General features: G+C 33.6%; 21 protein-coding genes and 1 other annotated feature (1 of these 22 running past the window's edge). Of the genes, 4 read left to right on the forward strand and 17 right to left on the reverse strand.

Going from position 1 to position 23,908, the window contains the following annotated elements:
- Nucleotides 1–73: a sequence feature (ribosomal protein L20 leader region), on the reverse strand (it extends 68 nt beyond the left edge of the window).
- A gap of 44 nt (nucleotides 74–117) precedes the next feature.
- From thrS to FD688_RS02170, 12 genes are all read right to left on the reverse strand, one after another.
- Nucleotides 118–2,061 (reverse strand): threonine--tRNA ligase, encoded by a 1,944-nt coding sequence (thrS, locus tag FD688_RS02115; protein WP_138741628.1) that lies wholly within the window; start codon nucleotides 2,059–2,061, stop codon nucleotides 118–120.
- Nucleotides 2,062–2,382: 321 nt separating this feature from the next.
- Entirely contained in the window at nucleotides 2,383–3,312 is a 930-nt protein-coding gene (dnaI, locus tag FD688_RS02120) for a primosomal protein DnaI (RefSeq protein WP_138741629.1), read from the reverse strand.
- On the reverse strand, nucleotides 3,309–4,697 hold the full coding sequence (locus tag FD688_RS02125; RefSeq protein ID WP_138741630.1) for a DnaD domain protein: 1,389 nt from the start codon (nucleotides 4,695–4,697) through the stop codon (nucleotides 3,309–3,311). Before FD688_RS02125 ends, dnaI begins: the two co-directional genes overlap by 4 nt.
- Nucleotides 4,698–4,709: 12 nt before the next feature.
- On the reverse strand, nucleotides 4,710–5,180 hold the full coding sequence (gene nrdR, locus FD688_RS02130; RefSeq protein WP_034531205.1) for a transcriptional regulator NrdR: 471 nt from the start codon (nucleotides 5,178–5,180) through the stop codon (nucleotides 4,710–4,712).
- A gap of 14 nt (nucleotides 5,181–5,194) precedes the next feature.
- On the reverse strand, nucleotides 5,195–5,779 hold the full coding sequence (gene coaE, locus FD688_RS02135; protein ID WP_138741631.1) for a dephospho-CoA kinase: 585 nt from the start codon (nucleotides 5,777–5,779) through the stop codon (nucleotides 5,195–5,197).
- A gap of 1 nt (nucleotide 5,780) precedes the next feature.
- Complete coding sequence (gene mutM, locus FD688_RS02140; RefSeq protein ID WP_053795375.1) at nucleotides 5,781–6,614, reverse strand: bifunctional DNA-formamidopyrimidine glycosylase/DNA-(apurinic or apyrimidinic site) lyase; 834 nt, start codon at nucleotides 6,612–6,614, stop codon at nucleotides 5,781–5,783.
- A 20-nt stretch (nucleotides 6,615–6,634) separates the two neighbouring features.
- Entirely contained in the window at nucleotides 6,635–9,283 is a 2,649-nt protein-coding gene (gene polA / locus FD688_RS02145; protein WP_138741632.1) for a DNA polymerase I, read from the reverse strand.
- 106 nt (nucleotides 9,284–9,389) lie between these two features.
- Entirely contained in the window at nucleotides 9,390–10,085 is a 696-nt protein-coding gene (locus FD688_RS02150; protein WP_138741633.1) for a Bax inhibitor-1/YccA family protein, read from the reverse strand.
- Nucleotides 10,086–10,156: 71 nt separating this feature from the next.
- Nucleotides 10,157–11,488 carry a UDP-N-acetylmuramate--L-alanine ligase gene (gene murC / locus FD688_RS02155; protein ID WP_034531212.1) on the reverse strand — a complete coding sequence of 444 codons (1,332 nt, stop codon included), beginning with the start codon at nucleotides 11,486–11,488 and terminating at the stop codon, nucleotides 10,157–10,159.
- A gap of 69 nt (nucleotides 11,489–11,557) precedes the next feature.
- Nucleotides 11,558–14,128 (reverse strand): DNA translocase FtsK, encoded by a 2,571-nt coding sequence (locus tag FD688_RS02160; RefSeq protein ID WP_138741634.1) that lies wholly within the window; start codon nucleotides 14,126–14,128, stop codon nucleotides 11,558–11,560.
- Nucleotides 14,129–14,192: 64 nt separating this feature from the next.
- Nucleotides 14,193–14,837 (reverse strand): YtpR family tRNA-binding protein, encoded by a 645-nt coding sequence (gene ytpR / locus FD688_RS02165; RefSeq protein WP_138741635.1) that lies wholly within the window; start codon nucleotides 14,835–14,837, stop codon nucleotides 14,193–14,195.
- A 27-nt stretch (nucleotides 14,838–14,864) separates the two neighbouring features.
- On the reverse strand, nucleotides 14,865–15,182 hold the full coding sequence (locus FD688_RS02170) for a thioredoxin family protein (RefSeq protein WP_054604732.1): 318 nt from the start codon (nucleotides 15,180–15,182) through the stop codon (nucleotides 14,865–14,867).
- A gap of 288 nt (nucleotides 15,183–15,470) precedes the next feature.
- Between FD688_RS02170 and FD688_RS07430 the strand changes: the two genes are divergently transcribed.
- On the forward strand, nucleotides 15,471–15,605 hold the full coding sequence (locus tag FD688_RS07430) for a hypothetical protein (protein ID WP_257719911.1): 135 nt from the start codon (nucleotides 15,471–15,473) through the stop codon (nucleotides 15,603–15,605).
- On the opposite strand, the gene trmB is transcribed toward FD688_RS07430, so the two are convergent.
- The 3 genes from trmB to FD688_RS02185 form a co-directional block, all read right to left on the reverse strand.
- The gene (gene trmB, locus FD688_RS02175) at nucleotides 15,606–16,256 is read right to left on the reverse strand and encodes a tRNA (guanosine(46)-N7)-methyltransferase TrmB (protein ID WP_034531218.1); all 651 of its coding nucleotides are present in this window, start codon (nucleotides 16,254–16,256) and stop codon (nucleotides 15,606–15,608) included.
- 121 nt (nucleotides 16,257–16,377) lie between these two features.
- Nucleotides 16,378–17,589 carry an ABC transporter permease gene (locus FD688_RS02180; RefSeq protein WP_138741636.1) on the reverse strand — a complete coding sequence of 404 codons (1,212 nt, stop codon included), beginning with the start codon at nucleotides 17,587–17,589 and terminating at the stop codon, nucleotides 16,378–16,380.
- Entirely contained in the window at nucleotides 17,582–18,319 is a 738-nt protein-coding gene (locus tag FD688_RS02185; RefSeq protein ID WP_138741637.1) for an ABC transporter ATP-binding protein, read from the reverse strand. Before FD688_RS02185 ends, FD688_RS02180 begins: the two co-directional genes overlap by 8 nt.
- A 113-nt stretch (nucleotides 18,320–18,432) precedes the next feature.
- Between FD688_RS02185 and FD688_RS02190 the strand changes: the two genes are divergently transcribed.
- The 3 genes from FD688_RS02190 (at nucleotide 18,433) to FD688_RS02200 (ending at nucleotide 20,166) form a co-directional block, all read left to right on the forward strand.
- Complete coding sequence (locus tag FD688_RS02190) at nucleotides 18,433–18,861, forward strand: HIT family protein (protein WP_053795365.1); 429 nt, start codon at nucleotides 18,433–18,435, stop codon at nucleotides 18,859–18,861.
- Between the two features lie 2 nt (nucleotides 18,862–18,863).
- Complete coding sequence (locus FD688_RS02195; RefSeq protein ID WP_138741638.1) at nucleotides 18,864–19,175, forward strand: hypothetical protein; 312 nt, start codon at nucleotides 18,864–18,866, stop codon at nucleotides 19,173–19,175.
- A gap of 106 nt (nucleotides 19,176–19,281) precedes the next feature.
- Nucleotides 19,282–20,166, forward strand: a complete 885-nt coding sequence (locus tag FD688_RS02200; RefSeq protein ID WP_225426089.1) for a peptidylprolyl isomerase — start codon at nucleotides 19,282–19,284, stop codon at nucleotides 20,164–20,166.
- A 39-nt stretch (nucleotides 20,167–20,205) separates the two neighbouring features.
- Here the strand turns inward: FD688_RS02200 and FD688_RS02205 are convergent, their stop codons facing one another.
- Nucleotides 20,206–22,698 (reverse strand): ATP-binding protein, encoded by a 2,493-nt coding sequence (locus FD688_RS02205; RefSeq protein ID WP_138741640.1) that lies wholly within the window; start codon nucleotides 22,696–22,698, stop codon nucleotides 20,206–20,208.
- Nucleotides 22,688–23,875, reverse strand: coding sequence for a metallophosphoesterase family protein (locus FD688_RS02210; RefSeq protein WP_138741641.1), 1,188 nt, complete (start codon nucleotides 23,873–23,875; stop codon nucleotides 22,688–22,690). The genes FD688_RS02205 and FD688_RS02210 overlap by 11 nt, the downstream gene beginning before the upstream one ends.
- Nucleotides 23,876–23,908: the final 33 nt, after the last annotated feature.

Below are 23,908 nucleotides of genomic sequence, written 5' to 3' on the forward strand. Positions count from 1 at the left end.
GTTAATCCGATATCATGCCTAGCCATCTCTTTCGATCACTCAGGCGAGAAGCGGGATGCTTCTGCTTTTTCGTTACTTATATAATACCACATGAGTGGTACATGTCAATAACATTTATTATTTTTCTCTTGAATAGTTACTAATGTCTTCTTGAATTTCTTTGATGAAGTCATCAAGACTTAGGCTTTCACTATCTTGTTCACCGTACTTACGTACAGAAACTTTGTTTGAATTCATTTCGCTTTCACCAACAACGATTGTGTATGGAATCTTGTTAGTTTGAGCATCACGAATTAAGTAACCCATCTTTTCGTTTCTGTCATCAACACTTGTACGAATACCTAATGCGGCTAACTTGCTGTTAACTTCCTTAGCGTAATCGCCGTATTTTTCCATACTTACTGGAATAACTTTCACTTGTTTTGGAGCTAACCAAGTTGGGAATGCACCCTTGTATACTTCGATTAGGTAAGCAATGAATCTTTCCATAGTTGAAACTAAACCACGGTGCATCATAACTGGACGATGTTCTTCACCATCTTCACCAACATAATGTAAATCAAATCTTTCTGGTAGCATGAAGTCTAATTGAATAGTTGATAATGTTTCTTCATTGCCCATGGCAGTGTAAGTTTGAACATCAAGCTTAGGACCGTAGAATGCTGCTTCACCTTCGGCTTCAACGTAGTCTAAACCAAGATCATCCATAGCACCCTTAAGCATTGATTGTGATTTGCTCCACATTTCTTCATCATCAAAGTACTTTTCAGTATTCTTAGGATCTCTGTAACTTAATCTGAAGTGGTAATTCTTAATATCGAAGTCTTTGTAAACTTCAACCATTAAACCAAGGACCTTCTTAAATTCGTCCTGAATTTGGTCTAGTCTTAAGAATGTGTGACCATCATTTAGAGTCATTTCACGAACACGTTGTAAACCTGATAAAGCACCTGATTTTTCGTATCTATGCATCATACCAAGTTCAGCAATTCTCATTGGTAGCTCACGGTATGAACGAATGTGGTGCTTGAAGATTTGGATGTGACTAGGACAGTTCATAGGACGTAGTTCTAGTTCTTCACCATCACCCATGTCCATTGGTGGGAACATGTCTTCACGGTAGTGTTGCCAGTGACCAGACGTCTTGTAAGCATCCAAGTTCATTAGAACTGGTGTAATAACGTGTTGGTAACCATTAGCTAATTCCTTATCAATGATGTATCTTTCAACAACACGACGGATAGTAGCACCATTTGGCATCCAGTAAGCTAAACCAGCACCAACCTTAGGGTCAACGAAGAATAAGTCTAGCTTGTTTCCGATAACTCTGTGGTCTCTTTCTTTAGCTTCCTGTCTTCTCTTTAAGTCATCTTCTAAGTCAGCCTTCTTGAAAAATGCTGTAGCAAAGATTCTTTGTAGCATTGGGTTTGATGATTTACCTTCCCAGTATGCACCTGCAACTGAAAGTAACTTGTATTCCTTAACAGCCTTAGCTTCTGGTAATACAACGCCTTCACCTAAACCAAGGTAGTCACCGATTTGGTAGAAGACCACTTTACCATCTTCAGCTAATTCGTTAACTAACTTAGCTTGGTATGGATCTCCATCAACTTGCTTTAAAGCATCTTCTAGTAATAATACTTTTCTTTCAATTTTTACATTGTCTGAAACCATTTTATTAATACGTTCTTCTACTTGTGGTAGTTCGTCAGCACTAACTTGTGAGTCACGTTTGTCAGTATCAACGAAGAAACCATCTTCGTCAGAAGTACTTTCACCAAATTGGATGTTGTTAAATTGGTCAGCAAGGGCAGCTTTTAGTAATTGTGAAGCTGTTTGGCGTAGAACCTTTAGACCATCTTCTGTATCTTTTGTAACGATTTCAATCTTGCCACCTTTTTCAAGTGGTAAATCAATTTCAACCATTTTTCCGTCAATCTTACCAGCTACTGATTTCTTAGCTAAACTAATTGAAATTGATTTAGCGATATCTTCAGTAGTTACTCCCTGATCGAATTCTTTTACGCTACCGTCAGGAAATTCAAATGAAATCTTTGCCATAATAGAGCACTCCCTTGTGTAATTTTCGAATAGAAACAAAAAAGTCCCTAGCATCTAAAAAATAGACACTAGGGACGTTAATAACGTGGTTCCACCCGAATTCTACCTATTTGCACAAACAAATAGGCCTCATAATAGTCTATAACGAAACAACCCGATTCAGAATTTTCCTCTGATTTAGAATAAAAGTGGTAACTTCAAACCTGAACATGAAGATACTTCCAGCAAATATACCTTCTCCCTGTAAGTCGAGATTTGAAATCATGTCTTTTATCAACTGTCTATATTATCGACAGTCACACTGAAATTGTCAAGTATTAATTATTGAGGTCGGCGATTTCTACCGCCTATTTCTACCTCTTTAGATAAGAATCTTACGCGTTGCATAATCCGTTTAGCTTGAAGCGGTTCTTCATCACCTTTGTTATTTTCAGACAGGAATTCTTCAAATTCATCCATAGTTAAGTTTGATGTAAAAAATGTTGGCAACGTATTTTGCATACGAAAGTCCATTATGATTCCTAATATATTATCTCTTACCCATGATGACATTGATTCTGAGCCAATATCATCAATTATTAATATGGGAGATTTTTTAATTGAATCAACACTTTTAAAGAACCCATCATTAGAAATCATTTTTTTCATTTCTTCTACAAAAGTTGGAAAATGAATAAAAGACACTAAATGTCCTTTTTTAGCTAATTCATTAGCCATAGCTCCCATTAAAAAAGTCTTACCAACACCAAATCTACCAGTTAAAAAAGTACCTTGATGCCACTTTTTTGGGGACTCATCGTAGTCTCTTATAAACAATGATATTCGCCTCATGGCTAATATTCTGGAATTATTTTCTTTATAATCAAAATCATTAATTCCGGCATCCCTAATACTTTTAGGGATTGAAACAGTCGTTATTCTTTTTTTTATCTTTTTTAACTTTATTTTTTCTTTTTGCTCATTAGTTGGAACATAAGAAATATCAATCATTCCATTATTTACAACTAAAATCGGCTCAAATCCAGGTATGGTTGTAGCTTCATTATTCTTTAATTTGTTATTTTCCTTAACAAATTCGAATAATTTAGACATCGAATGATTAACAGAGGAATCATTTAGCTCATTAGAATGATCTTTAATAAATTGTTTTATTGTAACATCATTCAAAACAGAATTAACAATTTCTTTATAAGTTTTATTATATTTCGGCTTTTTTAGCGTATTTTTTAGTTCATCACTTAAATTTTTCATCTTCCGCCCTCTTTTCCATCACTGTGAATTTCATCAATTATCTTCTGTATTTCTTCTTCATCTTTCTTATCTATTTCACCATAATCTTTTTGTTTAGCACCTTTTTTTGCCCACTCAGGAAGTTTTCTTTTAATTGGTTTTCTATAATTTCTCTTGGTTTCTTTTATTCTATCATTTCTATCATTTTTTCTCTGCTTTATATATCTTATAGCATCTTCAGCATTGCTAATGCTGTGTCTAGACCAATCATTTGCAATAGACTCGAATAATGATTTGGATAATGAAGGTTTTTGCATATCAATTATGATGTGGTAAATAATTAAATTAATTACTTCAAAATTAAGAAATTGCATCTCAACTAAATTATTAACCATTTTATGTTCTGTTTCTTGGACAAACTCATTATTTTGCCCTTTTATCTTATTCAAAAAGTTTAATGGCGTATACTCTTTGGCAATATCAGATAGTTCTCTTTCTTTTTTAGTAAGGTCTATAGATTTTGTTTCTGATTTCAATTCAGTCACTTCTGAGTTTTGTCTAGCTTCTATATTTAAGGCATTAGATTGAAATTGTCTAGATATCAAAATTTTAAAGTTATTGGGATCAAAGACATTGTTGGTCACATTGGTCGCCTTTTCAATCAGTTTAGCCATTTCAATCTCATCGATACCATACAATTGATGTTCAGAATTAATCAAGTTAATATTTTTCTTAACATCGGACGTATTAACATATGACTGATTTAACATGTCTAATAGCAAGTTAAAATCAAAGTCATCACTTTTTTCGATTACCGGACCTGATTGCACATCAAAACTATTATTTTTAATACTATTTTTTACTTGTTGAGCAGCCTTTGGAGTATTAGTAACTTCGCTATCACGAATATTAAACACTTGAAGAAAATTCTTAGAAACATCTTCATATTCAGATAAATCAAAACCTGGTCTGATAAATTCATTATACAAATCAACGTATCTATCTTCACCAATTACTTGTAGTAGTGAAACGCTTAATAAATCGTCCATAAAAAAGTCATTAACAGATAAAGGACTAACTAGACGATAAACGTATTGTTTTTCACCTTTTTCATTAGTCTTGATATATGTCTTAATTAATCCAGCCGCTTCTAATCTTAAACGTGCATCATAGAAGGATTTCATGTCGACGCTTAAATAAGATAAGGTTTCAAAATGACTGTGTGCTTGATGTGTCTTCTTTTCATGACTCATACGCCAAAAATTATTAATCAAAGCATATGGCAAGACACCAATGATTGGTTGATATAAAACATCCAAAGAAGTTCTTTGTAAGTCAGATAAATCATCATCTGCCAACAATATAAACTTAGATAGAGGATTTACCTCTCGCCATTGATCTGTCATATTAATTCCCCACTATTTCTTATTTTTTTGGTCCTTATCTAATACCTCTTTTAATTCATTATAAAAGACTGTCATATCTTTAAATTGACGATAGACACTGGCGAATCGAATATAAGCAATTTCATCAACATTCACCAGTTCTTTCATAACATACTCACCAATTAATTGACTTGATACTTCGTTTTCGCCTAAAGAACGGATACGGTTTTCAACCTTATCTGCTATAGATGTCATTGCATCCATTGGCACTGGACGTTTTTCAGCAGAACGAATAATTCCACGAAGAATCTTTTCGTGATCAAATTCTTCACGGTTGCCGTTGTTCTTAATAACTAATAATGGTGTTTGTTCAATTCTTTCAAATGTTGTATATCTGTAATTACAATTTTCACATTCACGTCGACGTCTGATTACCTGGCCATTTTCTGCAGGACGACTGTCAACTACTCTCGAAGAGTTTTTATGGCAATGAGGACATTGCATATGTTTCACCTCAATTAATCTATGTTATTAAACAATTTTACCACTTGATTGTGTGTTTGCATAATGCTCCCATTACTATCAATAACATAAGTGGATAATTCCGACTTAATTTTTAAAGGCCATTGACTTTTAATTCTTGCATCCGCATTTTCTTTAGATAAAGAATCACGTTTCATCAAACGCTTTTCTTGTTCATCAAAATCACAAACGACACTGATAATATCATCACACATAAAGTGATAACCGTTTTCAAATAAAGTTGGTGCGTCTAATATCACAAGTTTATTTTTTGTTTTATTAATTCTATTATTCACTTCATTGCGAATGAACGGATCAATAATTCTAGTTAATTCTATTAATTTAGACTTATCTTTAAACACGATTGAACCTAGTTTTTGTCGATTTAACTCACCATCTTCTTTGATAATATCTTTACCAAAAAAGGCAACAATAGCCTCGAGACCTTTGCTGCCTTTTGATTGAACCTGGTGAGTAATTTTATCAGCGTCAATAATTTCATATCCAACACTTGCTAGATAATCAGAAACTGTTGATTTTCCAGTGGCAATGCCACCAGTCAAACCAATTACTCTTGTCATGTTATTCAACCACTTTTCTTTGACAGTTAGGACAGAATGTTGTTCCTCGTTGAGCCACCTTAATCTTTTCTAATAAGGTATCACAACGTTCACAAGGTTCTCCTTTTCTACCATACACATGTAGATGGTTTTGGAATGATCCAGCTTCCCCATATGCATTTGAATAAGAGTGAACAGTAGTTCCATGTCCCTTAATTGCCATTTTTATTTCTGCAATAATGTTCTTTCTTAATTCTTCAATTTCTTCATCAGTAATTAAGTTAGTTTGAGTTTCAGGGTGAATCTTGGTCAACCATAAAACTTCATCACAGTAAATATTACCTAATCCAGCAATATTACTTTGGTTTAGTAAAAATGGTTTAATCTTTCCTCTAGCTTTGTTCATGATTGATTTCATGTAATCAAATGTTAGAGTTTCATCAGTTGGTTCAGGACCAATTGTACCTAAACCAGAAAGAGTTTTTTCGTCACCATTTTTAACTAAGTACATTCGACCGAACTTACGACTATCTTTGTATCTTAGTTCACGGTCGTCATCCATATGAAAAATAATATGAGTATGTTTAGTTGGCTCAGTGCCATCAGGTTCTACGTCATACTTACCTTCCATTCTAAGATGTGATACCAAAGTCATTTCGTTATCAAATCTGAATAGTAGGTATTTACCACGACGGTCAATACGATTAATAGTGTGGCCTTCTAGAGTATCCTTGAATTCCTTTGCACTAACATTAATCATTTTTGGATATAATACATCAATTGTCTTAACCTTAGCACTTTCCACTAAGTTAGTAAGACCTCTTCTAACAGTTTCTACTTCAGGTAATTCAGGCATATCATTAAACCTCACTTAATTTATTTCAAACTGTACCAGTTTTTACCGTAATGGCTCTTAACATTTAGTGGAACGTTAAGTTCAACAGCTGAGTCCATTACCTTTGGTACTAATTCGCTTAATACTTCAATTTCTTCATCAGGTGCTTCAAAAATTAATTCATCATGCACTTGTAATAACATTTTGGCTTTCATGCCACGTTTGTTTAATTCGTTTTCCATCTTAATCATTGCAATCTTGATGATATCAGCAGCACTACCTTGAATTGGTGAGTTCATTGCTGTTCTTTCTGCAAATGATCTTAGGTTAAAGTTCTTTGAATTGATATCTGGTAGATAACGTCGACGGTGAAGGATGGTTTCAACATAACCATTTTTCTTTGCGTTTTCAACACTTTCATCCATGTATTTCTTAACACCAGGATATTCGGCAAAGTACTTTTCGATGAACTCCTTAGCATCTTTACGACTGATTCCAGTATTCTTGGCTAAACCAAAGTCGGAAATACCATAAACAATTCCAAAGTTAACGGCCTTAGCTTGACGACGAAGTTCAGGAGTTACTTCACTGTTATCCTTCAATCCAAAGATTCTTCTGGCTGTTGATGCGTGGATATCATCATTATGGATGAATTCATCTTGCATGTTCTTGTCACCAGAGATAGAAGCAAGCACTCTCAATTCAATTTGTGAATAATCGGATGAGAAGATTTGGTAGTTATCATGACTAGGTACAAATGCTTGTCTAATTTTACGTCCTTCTTCAGTTCTTACCGGGATGTTTTGTAGGTTAGGATCTACTGAGGATAATCTTCCAGTTTGGGTAAGTGTTTGTAAGTATCTAGTATGAACCTTGCCATCCCCATGAATATCAGATAATAATCCTTCAACATAGGTTGATAGAATCTTAGATAATTGACGATATTCAAGGATTGCTTCCACAATTGGATAGTCAGGAGCAAGTTGTTCTAACACGCCCACTGCAGTTGAGTAACCGGTCTTAGTCTTTTTAATTACAGGTAGCTGTAATTTTTCAAATAGAATAACACCTAATTGCTTAGGGGATGCAATATTGAATTCTTCACCAGCATCGTTGTAGATATTTTGTTTGATTTCTTCCAAACGTTCAGAAAGTTTGCTTTGCATTTCGTTTAGAACATCTTTATCAACTACCACACCAGCAATTTCCATTCTAGCTAATACAAATGTTAATGGTAATTCAACATCGGTATATAGGTCCCATTGGTTATTTTCTTTTAACCCATCGAATAGCTTATCTTTTAATGCATCAATGGCATTTAACTTTCTAGCGAAATGGTTAAATAACTTATCGCCCTCAGGAATTTCACGCTTAGCACCCTTACCATATACATCATCATCTGATTGAACATCAAAATAATCATGACGATTAGCAACTTTACCTAAATCATTACTATTGTCATTTGTGTCCAATAAGTATGAAGATAGCAATAAATCAAAATCAACGTTGTTTAATATAATGCCTAAACGATTTAAACCAACATAGGTTCTCTTAGCATCAAACACATCTTTTTTAACATCATTGCTTTCAATGATTTGTTTAATCTGATCGCTCTTTAGATATTCAACATTGTTTGATACATAAATCTTATCGTTAATCTTTAAAGCAAATCCAATAAATGGAGCATCATGATAGTTATCACCATCCATACCAAGATAAAATGTCACCTTGTCGCTGTCTTGTTCAGCAATTTCAGATAATGTATCGTCACTAAGTTCAACGTATTTAATATCCTTCATATTGGCATTTTGAGTGGTGTTCATTTCACTAAGGAATTTTCTAAAGTTCATTTGACGATAAAATGCGATTAAATCATCAATATAATCTCCCTCGTATTCTGTATCATCAATTGAAATTTCGATTGGAGCTTCACGATTGATTCTAGCTAACTTTTTAGCAAGGAAAGCTTCATCCTTATCTTCAATTAGGTGTTCTTTTAGTTTCTTACCTGAAACTTCATCAAGATGGTCATATAGATTTTCCACGCTACCAAATCGCTTAACTAGTTTTAGGGATGTCTTATCACCGACACCGGTAACACCAGAATAGTTATCAGATGAATCACCTTTCAAGGCTTTCCAATCAATAATTTGTTCGGGGGTAATTCCCATTGTTTCTTTAACATAGTCAGTATCGTATCTTACAACACCAGAAACTCCTCGGTTAGAAATTGATACAGTCGTCTTATCTGAACATAGCTGAGTTAAATCGTTATCTCCAGTAACAATAGTTGTATCGAATCCCAGACTATCAGCTTCTTTTGAAAGGGTTCCAATAATGTCATCAGCTTCGTAATTATTTAATTGGTAATATTTAATCCCACGATGTTTTAAAAGTTCTTTTACGTAGTCGAATTGTTCTACTAATTCTTCAGGAGTCTTGTCTCTACCAGCCTTATAATCAGAGTACATTTCTGTTCTAAATGTAGTTTTCCCAGCATCAAAGGCTACTAGAACATGGGTAGGTTTCACTTTATCTAACATAATATTTAACATGTTATTGAAACCATAAATTGCATTAGTATGTACCCCTTCGTTATTAGTAAAACGATCTACTAATTTAATTAAAGCAAAGAAGGCTTTATAAGTAATACTATTTCCATCGATTAATAATAATCTCTTATCAGACATATAATTCTCCTTACCGTTTTCTTCGATAATTTAATTTTAACATGCACGCATAGTATATTATATAAAAAATAAAAAAGATGGTGTTGTATAAACACCATCTTTTTTATTATCTGTTATTGTCACCAATTCCAAAAATACTTAATAAGTTTAGGAATAGGTTAATAAAGTCCATGTATAAAATCATCGCACCATTAATGGCTAAACCATTTTCTGATACTTCAGAACCATATTCGTTAAATGCTTCCTTAATTTTTTGACTGTCATAAGCAGTAAATGCTGTAAAGATAATCACAGCAATAAATGAAATGAATAGGTCAAATAATGGATTGTGTAAGAAAATATTAATGATACTTACAATAAACAATGCTATAAAGGCAGCCATTGCTTGAGTTCCAATCTTATCTAAGCTCTTCTTAGTAGTAACACCAATGATTGCCATAATGGCGAAATCAATGGTAGTAGTGAAGAATGCTTCAGCAATTGCAGTTGGACTGTATATCATAAATACATATGAGAATAATCCACCTGTTAATGCTGAAAAGACCACTAACATAATAAATCCAGCGAATGCATTACGCATAGCAACTGATTGAGTAGCAAAAGCTAACACAACCCATAGAATGAAACCTACAATAGTTGTTCCATAGTTAAAACTAGCGTGGTACATTCCACCCATTAGATAAGCAACAATTCCAGAAATTAATACTGAAAGAGTCATCCATCCATATGTTTTAGTTAAAAATCTGTTCATCCCGAAAGCGTCGTTTACTAAACGACGTCCAGCTTGATCATAGTTATTCATAAAATCTATAAACCTCCTTGTTTACGATATGTTAGAAGTATTTTACCAGAATCGTAAGAAACTACAAGTGTTTAATTCATGTTATTTGTTACATCATTCAACAAGTTTTCGTAGATTCTTTCGTACTTTTGAATATCTCCAGCACCCATGAATACGACAACAGCATCATGATATTCAAGTAATGGTGACATGTTTTCGGCTTCGATTAAGCCACCATTCTTAGTAATCTTGTTTGCTAAGTCAGCACTTGAAATCTTACCAGATTTTTCACGTGGTGAGCTGTAAATCTTAGTAATGTATACGTCATCAGCCTTGTTTAGGCTCTTAGCGAAATCATCTAGATAAGCGATTGTACGACTAAATGTGTGTGGTTGGAATACCGCAATAATCTTCTTGTTTGGGTATTCTTGTCTTGCAGCATCAATAGTTGCATCAATTTCTGATGGATGATGAGCATAGTCATCAATGATAGTCATGTCAGCAACTTTTCTTTGTGCAAAACGTCTCTTAACACCCTTGAAAGTTTCTAGTTCACGTTGAACTTCATCTAGGTTATCGTGTTCGAAGTATGAAACAGCGATAACTGCTAATGCGTTCAACACGTTGTGTTCACCATATAAGTGAATTTGGAAATGACCCAATTTCTTACCCTTGTATTCAACATCAAATTCTGAACCAGAAGTGCTCTTAACAACGTTAACAGCTCTAAAGTCATCGTCTTCTCTAGTACCATAGTAATAGATTGGAACATCAGCTTTAATGTCTCTTAGGTTTTCATCATCACCCCAAGCAAAGATACCTTTCTTTGTTTGGTTAGCGAATGTTTGGAATGCACTCTTAACATCTTCGATTCCTGTGTAGTAATCAGGATGATCAAAGTCAATGTTAGTCATGATTGCATAATCTGGACTAGTTGCTAGGAAATGACGACGGTATTCGTCAGCTTCGTATGCAAAGAATCTAGCATTTGGAACACCTTTACCTGTACCATCACCGATAAGGTAATCAGTAGGGGCAATTCCTGATAATACATGGGCTAATAGACCGGTAGTACTTGTCTTACCGTGGGCACCACAAACACCAATACTAGTGTGTCCCTTGATCATTTCACCTAGGAACTCGTGGTATCTAAATACTGGTAGTCCCATTTCTCTTGCTTTTTTGATTTCTGGTTGATCATCTGTAAATGAGTTACCTGCAATTACAGTTAAACCTTCTTTAATGTTATCTACGTTAAAAGGAAGTACTTTAATTCCAGCTTGTTCTAGACCAACTTGAGTAAATGTGTATTTATCAATGTCTGAACCTTGTACTTCGTATCCTCTATCTTTAAGAATTCTTGCCATTGCCGACATTCCTGTACCTTTAACACCGACAAAGTGATATATTTTCTTTGCATCCATAATTAAATGCTCCTTTTATCTCTCATTAATCTTATAATATCAGATTTGAGCTGATATGGCGCCCCTTTTTTAAATATTTAACTTTTTGTAATCACTTTCGGTTAAATATACATCTCTCGGTTTAGAGCCATGTTGACCTGATACATAATTATGCTTCTCTAACTCATCAATCAAACTGGCCGCTCGATTGTATCCAATTGAGAAGACTCTTTGTAATTTTGATGTAGATACTGTTTCTTCATTAGAAATGTATTCCAAAACATCTGGCATCAATTCGTCTTGTTGTTCAACTTGGTTTACGCTCTTCAACAATGAATCAGGTTGGAAGGCGTACTTTGGTTCACCTTGTCTTCTAACTTCATCGGTTACTCGTTCGATTTCATCGTTAGTGACAAATGTACCTTGTAAACGAGCAGATTGACTTGCTCCATTTCCTAAGTACAACATATCACCTTTTCCAAGTAATCTTTCGGCACCAGCGGTATCGATAATGGTTCTTGAATCAACTTGACTGGATACCATGAAGGCAACACGAGTTGGAATATTATTCTTAATTGTACCGGTAATAATATCAACACTAGGTCTTTGAGTAGCAACAATCAAATGAATACCTGCCGCTCTGGCCTTTTGTGTAATTCTGACGATGTAGTCTTGAACTTCGTTAGAAGCAACCATCATCAAGTCGGCCAACTCATCGATTACAATCAAAATGTAAGGCATCTTCTTGGTGTATTCACCGGCTTGTTCAGCCATTTGATTGAATTGTTCGATGTTTCTTGCCCCTGCTGCAGCAAGTTTTTCATATCTTTCATCCATTTCCTTAACAGACCATTTCAAAGCTGCAGAGGCTTGTTTTGGATCTGAAATAACTGGTGAAAGTAAGTGTGGCAACTTATCATAAGGCGCCATTTCAACAGCCTTAGGATCAATTAAAATCATCTTTAATTGTGCAGGAGTTGCCTTATATAGTAGTGAAATTAATAAACTATTTAAGAACACACTCTTCCCTGAACCAGTTGCCCCGGCAATTAAACCATGAGGCATCTTACTCAAGTCTGTCATTTGAGGTTTACCTGTTAAGTCAACCCCTAAAGCAACGGTAAGTGGTTTATCTGTCTTTTCAAACTGTGGCGTATCCAATACTTCGGATAATCTAACGGGTCTTGGTTTGGGATTTGGAATTTCGATACCTACAGTTGTCTTTCCAGGAATTGGTGCTTCAATTCTGATGTCCTTGGCAGCCAATGCTAGTTTCAAGTCATCTGTTAGGTTGGTAATCTTGCTTACCTTAACCCCTAGTTGAAGCTTAATTTGGAATTGTGTGACTGTTGGTCCATTGGTCCAATCAACAACGTTTGCATCCACATTAAAAGCACGGAGTGTTTCATCCAAGATTTCAGCTTGATTTTCAATCCAATCATCCATTGAATCATCTTCAAATTCATCTGATGGTTCTAACAAATTCATAGATGGGAATTGGTATCCCTTATCATCGTAATCAGCAGAAACACTTTCATCATGATGATATTCTTCCTTAGATGTATCATCATCTTCTGCGACGTTTGATTGCGAAACTGGACGATCATTAAAGATAGACAAGTCTTTTTGCACGTTTTGCTCTTGACTCAAGATTGATGATAAAGAGTGTCCTAATCCATGATTTTCAATATTTCTATTTTCTTCATGTGGTTCTTCAACATGTTCATTATCGTCATTACCACTTGTTTCAGTTGCTGTTTCATCAATTTCAGCGCTTTCTTCTTCATTGTTTGAAACATCATAATCAGATGAAACAAATTGAGTAGTATCTCCATCAACTGATGAATTATTTACTTCAGCATGTGAAGAGGCAATATCATCACTATCTGAAGTAGCGTAACTATCACTATCAGATTCATCATCGTAATAGTCATGAGTTTTCGTATCACCTTCAGCATCGTTTTCTGATTCTGATACTAGGTGATCATCAGCATCGTGATTTACCATCCCCATAAACTTATTAAACGAAGATTGATTAGATGAACTGCTTTGATCAGGACTTTGAAGGACTTCATTACTTGAAGTCACAGTGGCATCAGCAACAGTGTCACTTACAGAAAAAGATTCACTATCAGCCACAACTGCTTCTTTGGCTTCTGCTTCACTTTCAGCAGCCTTACTTCTATCGATGTAAGGTGTTGAGTATGGTTCTGCTTCTATGTCATTAAATTGTTCAATTGATTGTTCATCAACTGCATCAGCTTGACTAGTTGCAATCAATTCGTCTTCAGAAGTGTTAATTTCTTCTCGATCTAAATCAATAGCTCCAGTATCATCACTTGTCATACCAATTAATTCTTCATTGTGACGATCAAGTTGATTCATAATTTTTCTGAATTTACTAGAAGTTTCATTTTGGTAGAATTGCACTTTTGAGCCACTAGTTGAATTATGACTAGGTTTAAAAGCTGCTGCTCTCTTAGCAATTGGATTATCCCTGTTAAGTAGAGGATAATCTTCAGAATCATTACTTTGTCTTACAGTTGCATCTCTATTAGTTCGGGATTCACTTTTATTAGACTTATTATTATGTTTTAATTCATCGTTTTTACCTAAAACATTATATTTACGGTAAAAAGCAGGTCCGTCATAGTGTTCCATTCAAGCGTCATCCTTAATCTAAAAATTTATGTATAGCGGGGATTTTAAATCCCCTACCTCTTACTTATTTTGAAAATAATGCGTCAGCTTTATCAAAATCAAAAGCTTCTCCAACTTCTTGGTAATCATTAGGTAGAATCAAAGCACCTGGTCTTTGTGGTGCATTTGGAATTAATAGTTCACGACCTGAACAAATCATTCCGTTACTTTCTTCACCCTTCAATTCGCCAGGCCAAATGATTAGTCCATCCGGCATCATTGCACCAACTTTGGCTACGACTACCTTGATGTCTTCTTGCATGTTTGGAGAACCACTAACGATTTGTAGTGTCCTACCATCATTAATTTCAGTTTCAGTAATCTTTAGGTGGTCAGACTTAGGATGTTCTTTAACAGATTTTACATATCCCACAACAAACTTTGGATCAGTATCCAATTCAATAGTGTCCTTAATTCCATTATCAGATAATGACTTGTTTAGGGCATTTAAATCTTCTTGAGTTAAGGTAACTTCACCGTTTACTTCCTTTAAACGTGGTAGTACTTCAGAAGCGTTAGTAAAGTTAAAACCAGTAACGTGGTCGTTTTCGGCATCATAAATTCTGACAACATTACCAATTTGTTCTACCTTTTGTTCTTTCGCGTCTTCATCCAAGATGACAACTAAAATGTCACCAGTTTGTTTTGGGTTATAACTTGCAATTAACATTAAATCTTACCTTCCACATATTAATTATTATAAAGAATCGATAAATTCTTCTACTTGTTTCTTTGTTTTTCTGTCTTTGTTTACGTAACGGCCAATTTCTTCACCGTTTTCGAATGCAACAAAGCTTGGAATACCAAAGATTGCTAAATCAGCAGCTAAATCAATGTTTTGGTCACGATCAACTGCGATAAATTTGTAATCTGGGTATTCTGCTTCAATTTCTGGCATTGCTGGCTTGATGAATGAGCAATCTGGGCACCAGTCAGCTGAGAAGAATAGCATGTACTTGCCATCGCTAACAGTCTTCTTTAATTCAGCTAAGTTCATTGTTGGTAATTGTTCCATGTTTATTCACTCCAATTATTTTTTCTTTATTATAACTTATTTCTTGCTATTTTCGATGCAGTTTGATTATAAATTTGAATGTAATATAATATATCCTATACAAAAAGGATGTGATATATCATTAAGTCTAAAAATGCAATCGTTTCAACCCTTGCAATTGGAGTTATCGGCACTAGTGTTTTAGTTGCTAAAAAGATTAAGCAAGAAAAACATATTAAAAAAATTAACCTACAAATAACTCATGCAAAAAATACTTTAAACAAAAGCAAAGTTTACGGTAGCTGGGTTATGAAAAAGAATAACAATAAAGATTACGTTGGTGCTATCAACGTTTTAGAAAACGATGAAATAATTGAACGATACTTTGAAATTAATTCTAACTATCAATTCAAATGGATTAACGAACTTCAAGAAGACTATTAATTAGTCTTCTTTTTTGTTGAAGTAAGCAACAATCTTGTAGATTGGACCTTTACTACTAAATTTGTGTTCATATTCAGTTTCAACATTATCTTCCATGTATTCACTATTATGTAAATCAAGTGATAATAAGTCGAAGTACATTCCGTAATTATTGAAAGTAATTACAGAGTATTCAAATAAGCCACGGTTATCGGTCTTGAAAACGACAGGAGCGTCTTCCTTTAGAATTGTTTTGTAACTATCCAAGAATGTTGGTGAAGTAAGTCTTCTCTTAGCATGACGTTTCTTTGGCCATGGATCTGAGAAGTTTAGGTAAACTGTATCAATTTCATGTTTACCAAAGAAGGTATCTACACCAGCACCATCGGTATGAACCAATTGTAGGTTTGGTAAATCAGCTTCAACTACCTTTTTCAAAGCAATTGCAATAACTGTCTTTTGGATTTCGATACCTAAAAAGTTCACTTCAGGATGCTTTTTGGCCATTTCAACGATGAATTGACCCTTTCCTGTTCCAATTTCAATATGAATTGGTTGTTCCTTTTCAAAACGTTGTGACCATTTGCCAATCCAGTTTTCAGGATCAGTCACAATATATTTTTGGTTATCTTTGATATAACCGTCTGCCCATGGCTTATTTCTAACTCTCACGAATTATCCTCCTCATAAAAAATAGCCAAAACCAAGGTTTTGACTAATTAAATCTGCCAAATGTTCTATTTTTATTCTGTTACCTATTTTACTGGCTTTTTAATAGCTACGTCAAGCAGCATCAATAATTTGAACTGGCTTTTTTTATTTTCTTTGGTACATATATTTTTATCAATAAAATCCATTCAATCACTAACGCCAATAATAACATTAACGATCCAAATAAATTAAACATGAAGATAGAACCCACCATCAATACAATAATCACTAAAATCATTATCTTACCAATCACGTTGGTAAATGATTTTACTTGTTGATCAAAGTTAATTGGATACAATGTTGTAAACACATTATCTTCGAAATTAGTAAAGTATGGAATAAGTTGAAAAACAATCAAATACATAAATAACAATGCGATTAAAATAGCCATCCAATTTAATTTAATTGCACCAATGATGATTGCACCAAGAACAGAAACTCGTGCTAATAAACCACTAATTTCTTTATCTCTAACTATTCCTCTTGAATATAGTACTGAATAAACGTCACCATTGAATATTTTGAACAATGAATCAAGATAGCTGCGTCTCTTAACTACCCCTTGCATGTTTTCAACATCGGTAAACATGTTGAAGAAGCGATTAAGACTATTTTCATGGCTCTCTGTTTTTTCAATCACTACTTGCCAATCAATGCTTTGCTGTTTGAGTTTGGAAACCAATAAATGCGATAAAATCAACATCGCAATTCCAATTATCACACCCACATAAACATTAATATAGGTGGCTAAAGCAACAACCACCAATGGAACAATCACGCGGTAGAATACTTTATTGTTCAAAAGATTACGATTGTGATGATAGTTATCAATCATTTGAAAGTTTAAAATCATCATCTTTAAAACGACCATGGTTACTAAAAATATCAAAATTGCAGAAATGTTAGTAGTTACCATCGCCTTTTCAATAAATGAAATCATGACAAACCATGCCACGATTTGGACAATGACTGCTAAAGACTTAGAATATCTTAAGCCACTACGTAGGAATGCAAAGAATTCTTTTTCTTTTGGTAACCAGAAAACAAAGTCGGCTCTTTTTACGAAAGTGACCAAATTATTTAGTTGAATAACAAATAATATAACAACTACTAAGACTAGTTGTTCCCACCATTGGCCTGCTTGAAGATGTTTAATAAACATCGCATATTGATAGCCAATTCCACCAATGATAAACATTAATGCAATAACAAAGAAATCATTAAATACATATCTTAAATACTTAGACATTTGCGTGAAATGGGATTGCAAACGCTGATTAAAAAGACTATTCATTAGCTTCTTCCTTTGCAAGCTTCAAGTAAATATCATTTAAGGAACTATCTTTATTGCCAAATTCATCTTGTAGCTTTTGAATATTTCCTTCTGTTCTGATTTGCCCATTGTGAATCAAAACAAAGCGATCACAAAATCTTTCAGCTGTATCTAATACGTGGGTAGACATTAGAATGCTGCTGCCTTTTTTCTTTTGTTCTTCAATTAAGTTAAGCAAGTCATTTACTGCGACCGGGTCCAAACCTAAGAAGGGTTCATCAATAACGAATAGATTGGCATTGGTAATAAATGCACAAAGAATCATCACCTTTTGACGCATTCCCTTTGAGAAATTAACCGGGAACCATTCAAGTTTATTTTCTAGTCTAAACATCTTCAGCATTTTGTTAGCATCTTCCCAAGCAGCTTGTTCGTCTAGTTCATAAGCCTTAATGGTAGTTTCAATGTGTTCTTTTAAGGTTAGTTCTTTATATAAAACTGGGAATTCCGGAATATATGCAATTTGTTTCTTATATTCTTCGATATCATCTTGCATCGCGATTCCATTAATCTTAATTGACCCAGAAAATGGTCTTAACAATCCAATGACATGGTTGATTGTGGTTGACTTCCCTGCACCATTTAAACCGATTAAGCCCACTAATTCGCCATCTTTCACGTCAAATGATACATCTTTTAGTACTGGAATTCGTGAGTATCCACCCACTAAATTATCCACTTTTAATGACACGGAATATCACCCCTATGGAATTTATTAACATCAATTATATCACAAGTTCCTTTAAGCTTAATTTATGTTAATATGTATATAATCACAGTAATATCAAAGAAAGGAAGAATAATATGAGTGATTGTGTATTCTGCAAAATAATTGATGGTGAAATTCCTAGTTACACTATTTACGAAGATGAATATGTGAAAGCATTCTTGGACATTTCACAAGCTACACCTGGTCACACTTTAGTTGTGCCAAAAAAACATGTTGCTAATATCTACGAATATGATGAAAAGCTTGCTGAACAAGTATTTTCAAGAATTCCTAAGATTGCTAGAGCGATTCAAAAATCAGCTCCCGACATTTTAGGAATGAACATCGTAAATAACAACGGTGAATTGGCATATCAATCTGTGTTCCATTCACATTTCCACCTTATTCCTAGATATAGTGAAAACGATGGCTTCTCTATGAGCTTTCAAGACAACTCAGATAAGTACAATGAAGAAGCTTTTGAACAAATTAAAGCAAATATTATTAATTCATTGGAGGAATAAGCATGATTAAATCAATGCTAAAGTTACTAGGATTATCTGCAGCTGGTTTGGCCGCTTATCTAGTTGTTACTAAACGTGATCCAAAAGAATTTGCCAACAGTATTTATTCATCTACTAAGGATAAAATCAATGGCGTTTCAAACGTTTTAGATCAAAAAAATAAGCTAACTGCTAATATCTCCGAGTTACAAGATGAAGTTAGTAAGGCAAAACCTACTATTGAGGCAATGAAAAGAGATATTGATGAATATCAATTTAAGATAAATCCGCACGTAGATTTAATTAACCAAAGAATTAATAACATAACCAAATAAAATTTAAAAATTTTTTAAGTTTTTTTGTGATAAAATTTACTATGTGTTAACGTAAAACTATCAGTTTACTGATAGACAAAATAAAGAAATGGATGTGTATTACATTATGAATAAAAAAGTTCTAGTTGGACTTGCCGGTGCATTACTAAGTGTTTCATTAGTTGCATGTGGTGATAAGACTGTTGCCGTTACAAACGGTGGTAAGATTACGCAAAGCGAATACTACAGCAGCATGAAGAACACTTCAAACGGTAAGCAAGTTCTACAACAAATGATTTTAGATAAGGTATTGAACAAGGAATATGGTAACAAGGTTTCTTCATCTGAAGTAAATGCTCAATACAACCAATACAAGAGTCAATACGGTTCAGAATTTGAAACTTTACTTGAACAACAAGGTCTAACCACTACTAGTTTTAAGAACCAACTAAAATCTAACCTACTACTTAAGGCAGCCGTTAGAGCTAACATCTCATATTCAACTGCTGACTTAAAGAAACAATTCAAGAGCTACCAACCAAAAGTTACTGTTAATGAAATTCTAGTTTCAGATAAGAAAACTGCTGAAAAGGTTATTTCAGAACTTAATGACGGTAAGAAGTTCTCAGATCTTGCTAAGAAGTATTCAAAAGACACTTCAAACAAGAACAAATCTGGTCGTTTAGCTCCATTTGATAACACTGACTCAAGCATCGATTCAGCATTTAGAAAAGCTGCTTACAAGCTATCAAACGGTGAATACACTAAAACACCTGTTAAGACTCAATACGGATACCAAATCATCCAAATGGTTAACCACCCTAAGAAGGGTTCATACAATGACCACATCGATGATTTAAAGGATCAAATTGCTACTTCTAAGTTAAGTGACAGTACTACTCTTAAGAATGTTGTAACCAAAGTTCTTAAGAATGGTGGTGTTGAGATTAAGGATAAAGACTTACAAAACATCCTATCATCATACTTAACTAGCTCATCAAGCAGCAAATAATAGTTAAATAAAAAGACTCCGGTATTTCCGGAGTCTTTTTTAGTATTCATTTAAATTTAATACGGCCTTATCATCAACTAGTTTCAAGATATTAGAATCACAAGTAACATAAATCACCTGCATTGTCTTACTGATATCATCTAGTAGCTTAATCGCATTACCTGTTCGTTTTTGATCAAACTCTGTTAATCCATCATCTATGATTAACGGTAAACGATAGTCCCTACCAAACACCACAGAAAGCGAAAGAATCAAAGCTAGATATAATTGTTCAAGTGTACCTCTTGATAATTCTCCAGCGTCAAATTGAGTCTTATCATCCCTGGTCACCTTTAGTTTACTCTTGTAGTAAGTAATACCTGTGTATCTATTATCGGTTAGGATTGCAAAGAATTCCTTGGCTTTAGACTCAAATAATGGAATTCTATCAGCAGTAGCAATATTTAGTGATTCATCAATCCAAGAATTAGCTAACTTAATGCTCATCCACTGGTCAACCATTTCATTAATTTCTGCTTCAAAGTTACTTTGCTTTTGTACTAATTCGTTGTATGTCCCATCAGCAATGACATGTTTCAACTGAATATTTAAACTTTCTATTTGCTGGGATGCATTTAGTAAAGATTGTTTTGCACTAGTGATTTCTGCATTAGTCGCATTCAATTGCTTATCCAATTCAGTAATATCACTAAAAGTATCTAAAACTTTTACGTCGTCTTCAGTAATTTGATTCTTAACGTTTTGTAATTGTGCTTCTTTAATTGAATGATTTCTTTGTTGTTCAACAACCTCTTTAAACTCATCACCGTTATCTACTTTTCTAGTACTCAAAAATTCAGAGTAATCCTTTTTATACTGGATTTGTTTATCGATTAATGATGATTTTTGTTGTAAGTAGTTTTGCAATTGATTATTGTTTCGTAAATTGATTGCATTTTCTTCATTCATTTTATTTAGAAAAGTACGAATTTGAGCAAGCTGATTATCAAATGAATCATTAATGTTAAGTCCACTAAAAACTTTTTTCCATTCAGCAAAATATTCTTTTAGTATTTCATTAAGTTGATTCATTTCTTCTTCGTATTTGGCTTTTTGATTGTTATCTTTAGTCTTACGAGCTAAGTATTTTTGTTCAGATAACCAATCATCAACATTTTCAACATTAAAGGAATATCTATTTCCATAATTTATTAATTGATTGTATAATTCATCGCGTTTTTCATTAGATTCGGCATCATCATTTTTCTTGAATTTAACAGATCCTGTATAAATACCGCTTAATAGTAGAATGATAATTCCAACCACCTTTAATGCTCCTGGCAATACTGTAAGCATTGCTATTCCAAAAACTACACCAATTAAACCAATGATAGAAAAACTATTAGATGGTTTTTGTTTTCTTGTTTGAAGACCAATAAGTTGTTGTTTAACTTCTTCAATTGAAACGATATCATCCCTGCTGGCAACAATTTGTCGACTATCTTGTCGGTTGATTTCATTAATCATTGATTGATTAACACTTAATTGATTTATTTGTTCGTTAACTTTTGAGAATGATTGAACCATTTTATCAATTTCATTCTTGTATTTATTAAATTTTTTCAAATCATCATCGTTGTTCATAGAGTCATTTAATTGGGTAATTGATTTTTCGATGCTATCAATTTGTTGATTAACTAAGAACAGATGATTCGTTATTTCATTAAAATACTTAACATCTTCATCTGAAAAACCATCTTTAAATTTAAAATTGCTGTGTTCTAAAGACGAAAGTTGTTGGTATACTGGCCAAACTTGTTTGAAATGATTTAACTGTGTCATTTTCTTTTCTAATTCATCAATCTTTTGCTTAGCTTGATCTATGGATGCTTCCAAAACATTCTTTTGGCTAATCAAATGGTTGTAATCATTTAAACTATTCTTTTTCTCAGCAATCTTATCCAATAAATTATCGTATTCTTTAAGCTTTTGATTCAACGGTGGCTTACGTCCGTTCGGCGCATATAATTCTTTTGCTTCTTTATCAAACTTATCTCTTAATTCTAACCATTTGTCACTTCCTACAAAACCAACTTTTTGAATCCTGCTAACTAATTCATTTTTACTTAACTTAGAAATTTGTTTAATATCTAAATCACCAAAATAAAATAGTTGTTCGAAAGTATCACGATCAATTGGTCCTAAAATCTTTTCTAAAATATCATTTGGAGTTTGCATATCATTATCAATATCATAAATTGATAATTCCCCACCATGTGTTCCAGCAATTCTGGTTAGTATAAAATGACGATTGCCATCAGTGGTGATTGTTAATTTACCACCATATGATTTGGTGTCACGTGGAATGTATTGTTCATACGTACTTCCACGTCCGTCAATATATCCAAACAAAATTCCTTCAATCAGACTAAGCAAAGTTGTTTTTCCTGCTTCATTGTTACCAAATATTATTTGGAGGTTGTCTTCATTAAAATCGAAAGATACGTCATGCCATTTACCATAACCAAGCACTTCTAACTTATTAATTTTCATCCGTATCCTCCTTTCCACCTAATAGCTTCATTTTTGATTGTTCCATTAAATCTTCTTTGGAGTCATCCAAATGTCGTGCAATAAAATCATACTTACGTAATGATTTAGAAATCGAACTAATTTCATCTTCAGAGAAGACCTTTTCTTGTGCCTCATCCCAAATATCTTGGTCAATTGATGACATCTTTTGATCATTGCTCAATCTAATATTAATTTCATAAATCCATGCATTTAACTGTTCATAATCCTTTGCTAACACATTAGTAATTCGATATTCTAAATCTTGTCTTTGACCATCAGAAATCGGATTGTTCAATATAAGGTTCAAACTAATTAGTTGCATATTTTCATACTTATTACCCATTAGAACTTGTAAGATGTGATTTTTGGCACTTTCAACATCAACAAAATCCATGCTTAAATCAAGTGTTAACCAATCGATTAATGATGTGGCGTGAAATTTAGCTTCCATCTTACCACTTTCATCATTAACCAATAAATATCCCTTGTTTCCTGGTTCGTTCTTATGTCTTCCTTGAATGTTACCAGAATAAAATACTAGTGGACTTTCATTTAATTGTTGACGCTTATGAATATGGCCTAATGCCCAATAATCATATTTCTTGCTTATAAGGTCCTCTAATGCAAATGGAGCATAATGATCACCTGTTTGTTCCAAACCACCGTGTAGCATACCTATTTGCACATCTACATCATTTTTCATCGGATATTCATCAATTTTCTTATCTGTAATCCATTTATTAGCATAACTAAAACCAGTAATAGCAATTTTCCTACCATTGATAGAAAATGTTTTAGTTTCAACATCGTTACCAAAAACATGAACGTTATCCGGAAATGACACAGTTTCCCTTTGCATATCAAAATAATCATGATTTCCATAAATCATGTATACATTAATATTTTTTTCGTTTAACTTTTGCATTTGTGATTGAAAAAAATCATATGTCTTAGGGGTTTGATTATCTCGATCAAATAAGTCACCTGCCAATAATACAAAGTCAACATCGTATTTTATGGCATCGTTTACTATTCTTTCAAAAGATTTGAATGTAGAATCATATATCTGTTTCCATAAACCATTTGGAGTTTCATCATTTTTCAAACCCTTAAACGGGCTTTCTAAATGTAAATCAGCGGCATGAATAAATTTCAAATTAACTACTCCTTTAACTAAAAACGTCGTATC

It is taken from the genome of Apilactobacillus kunkeei (assembly GCF_005930975.1).
Lineage (GTDB): Bacteria > Bacillota > Bacilli > Lactobacillales > Lactobacillaceae > Apilactobacillus > Apilactobacillus kunkeei_E.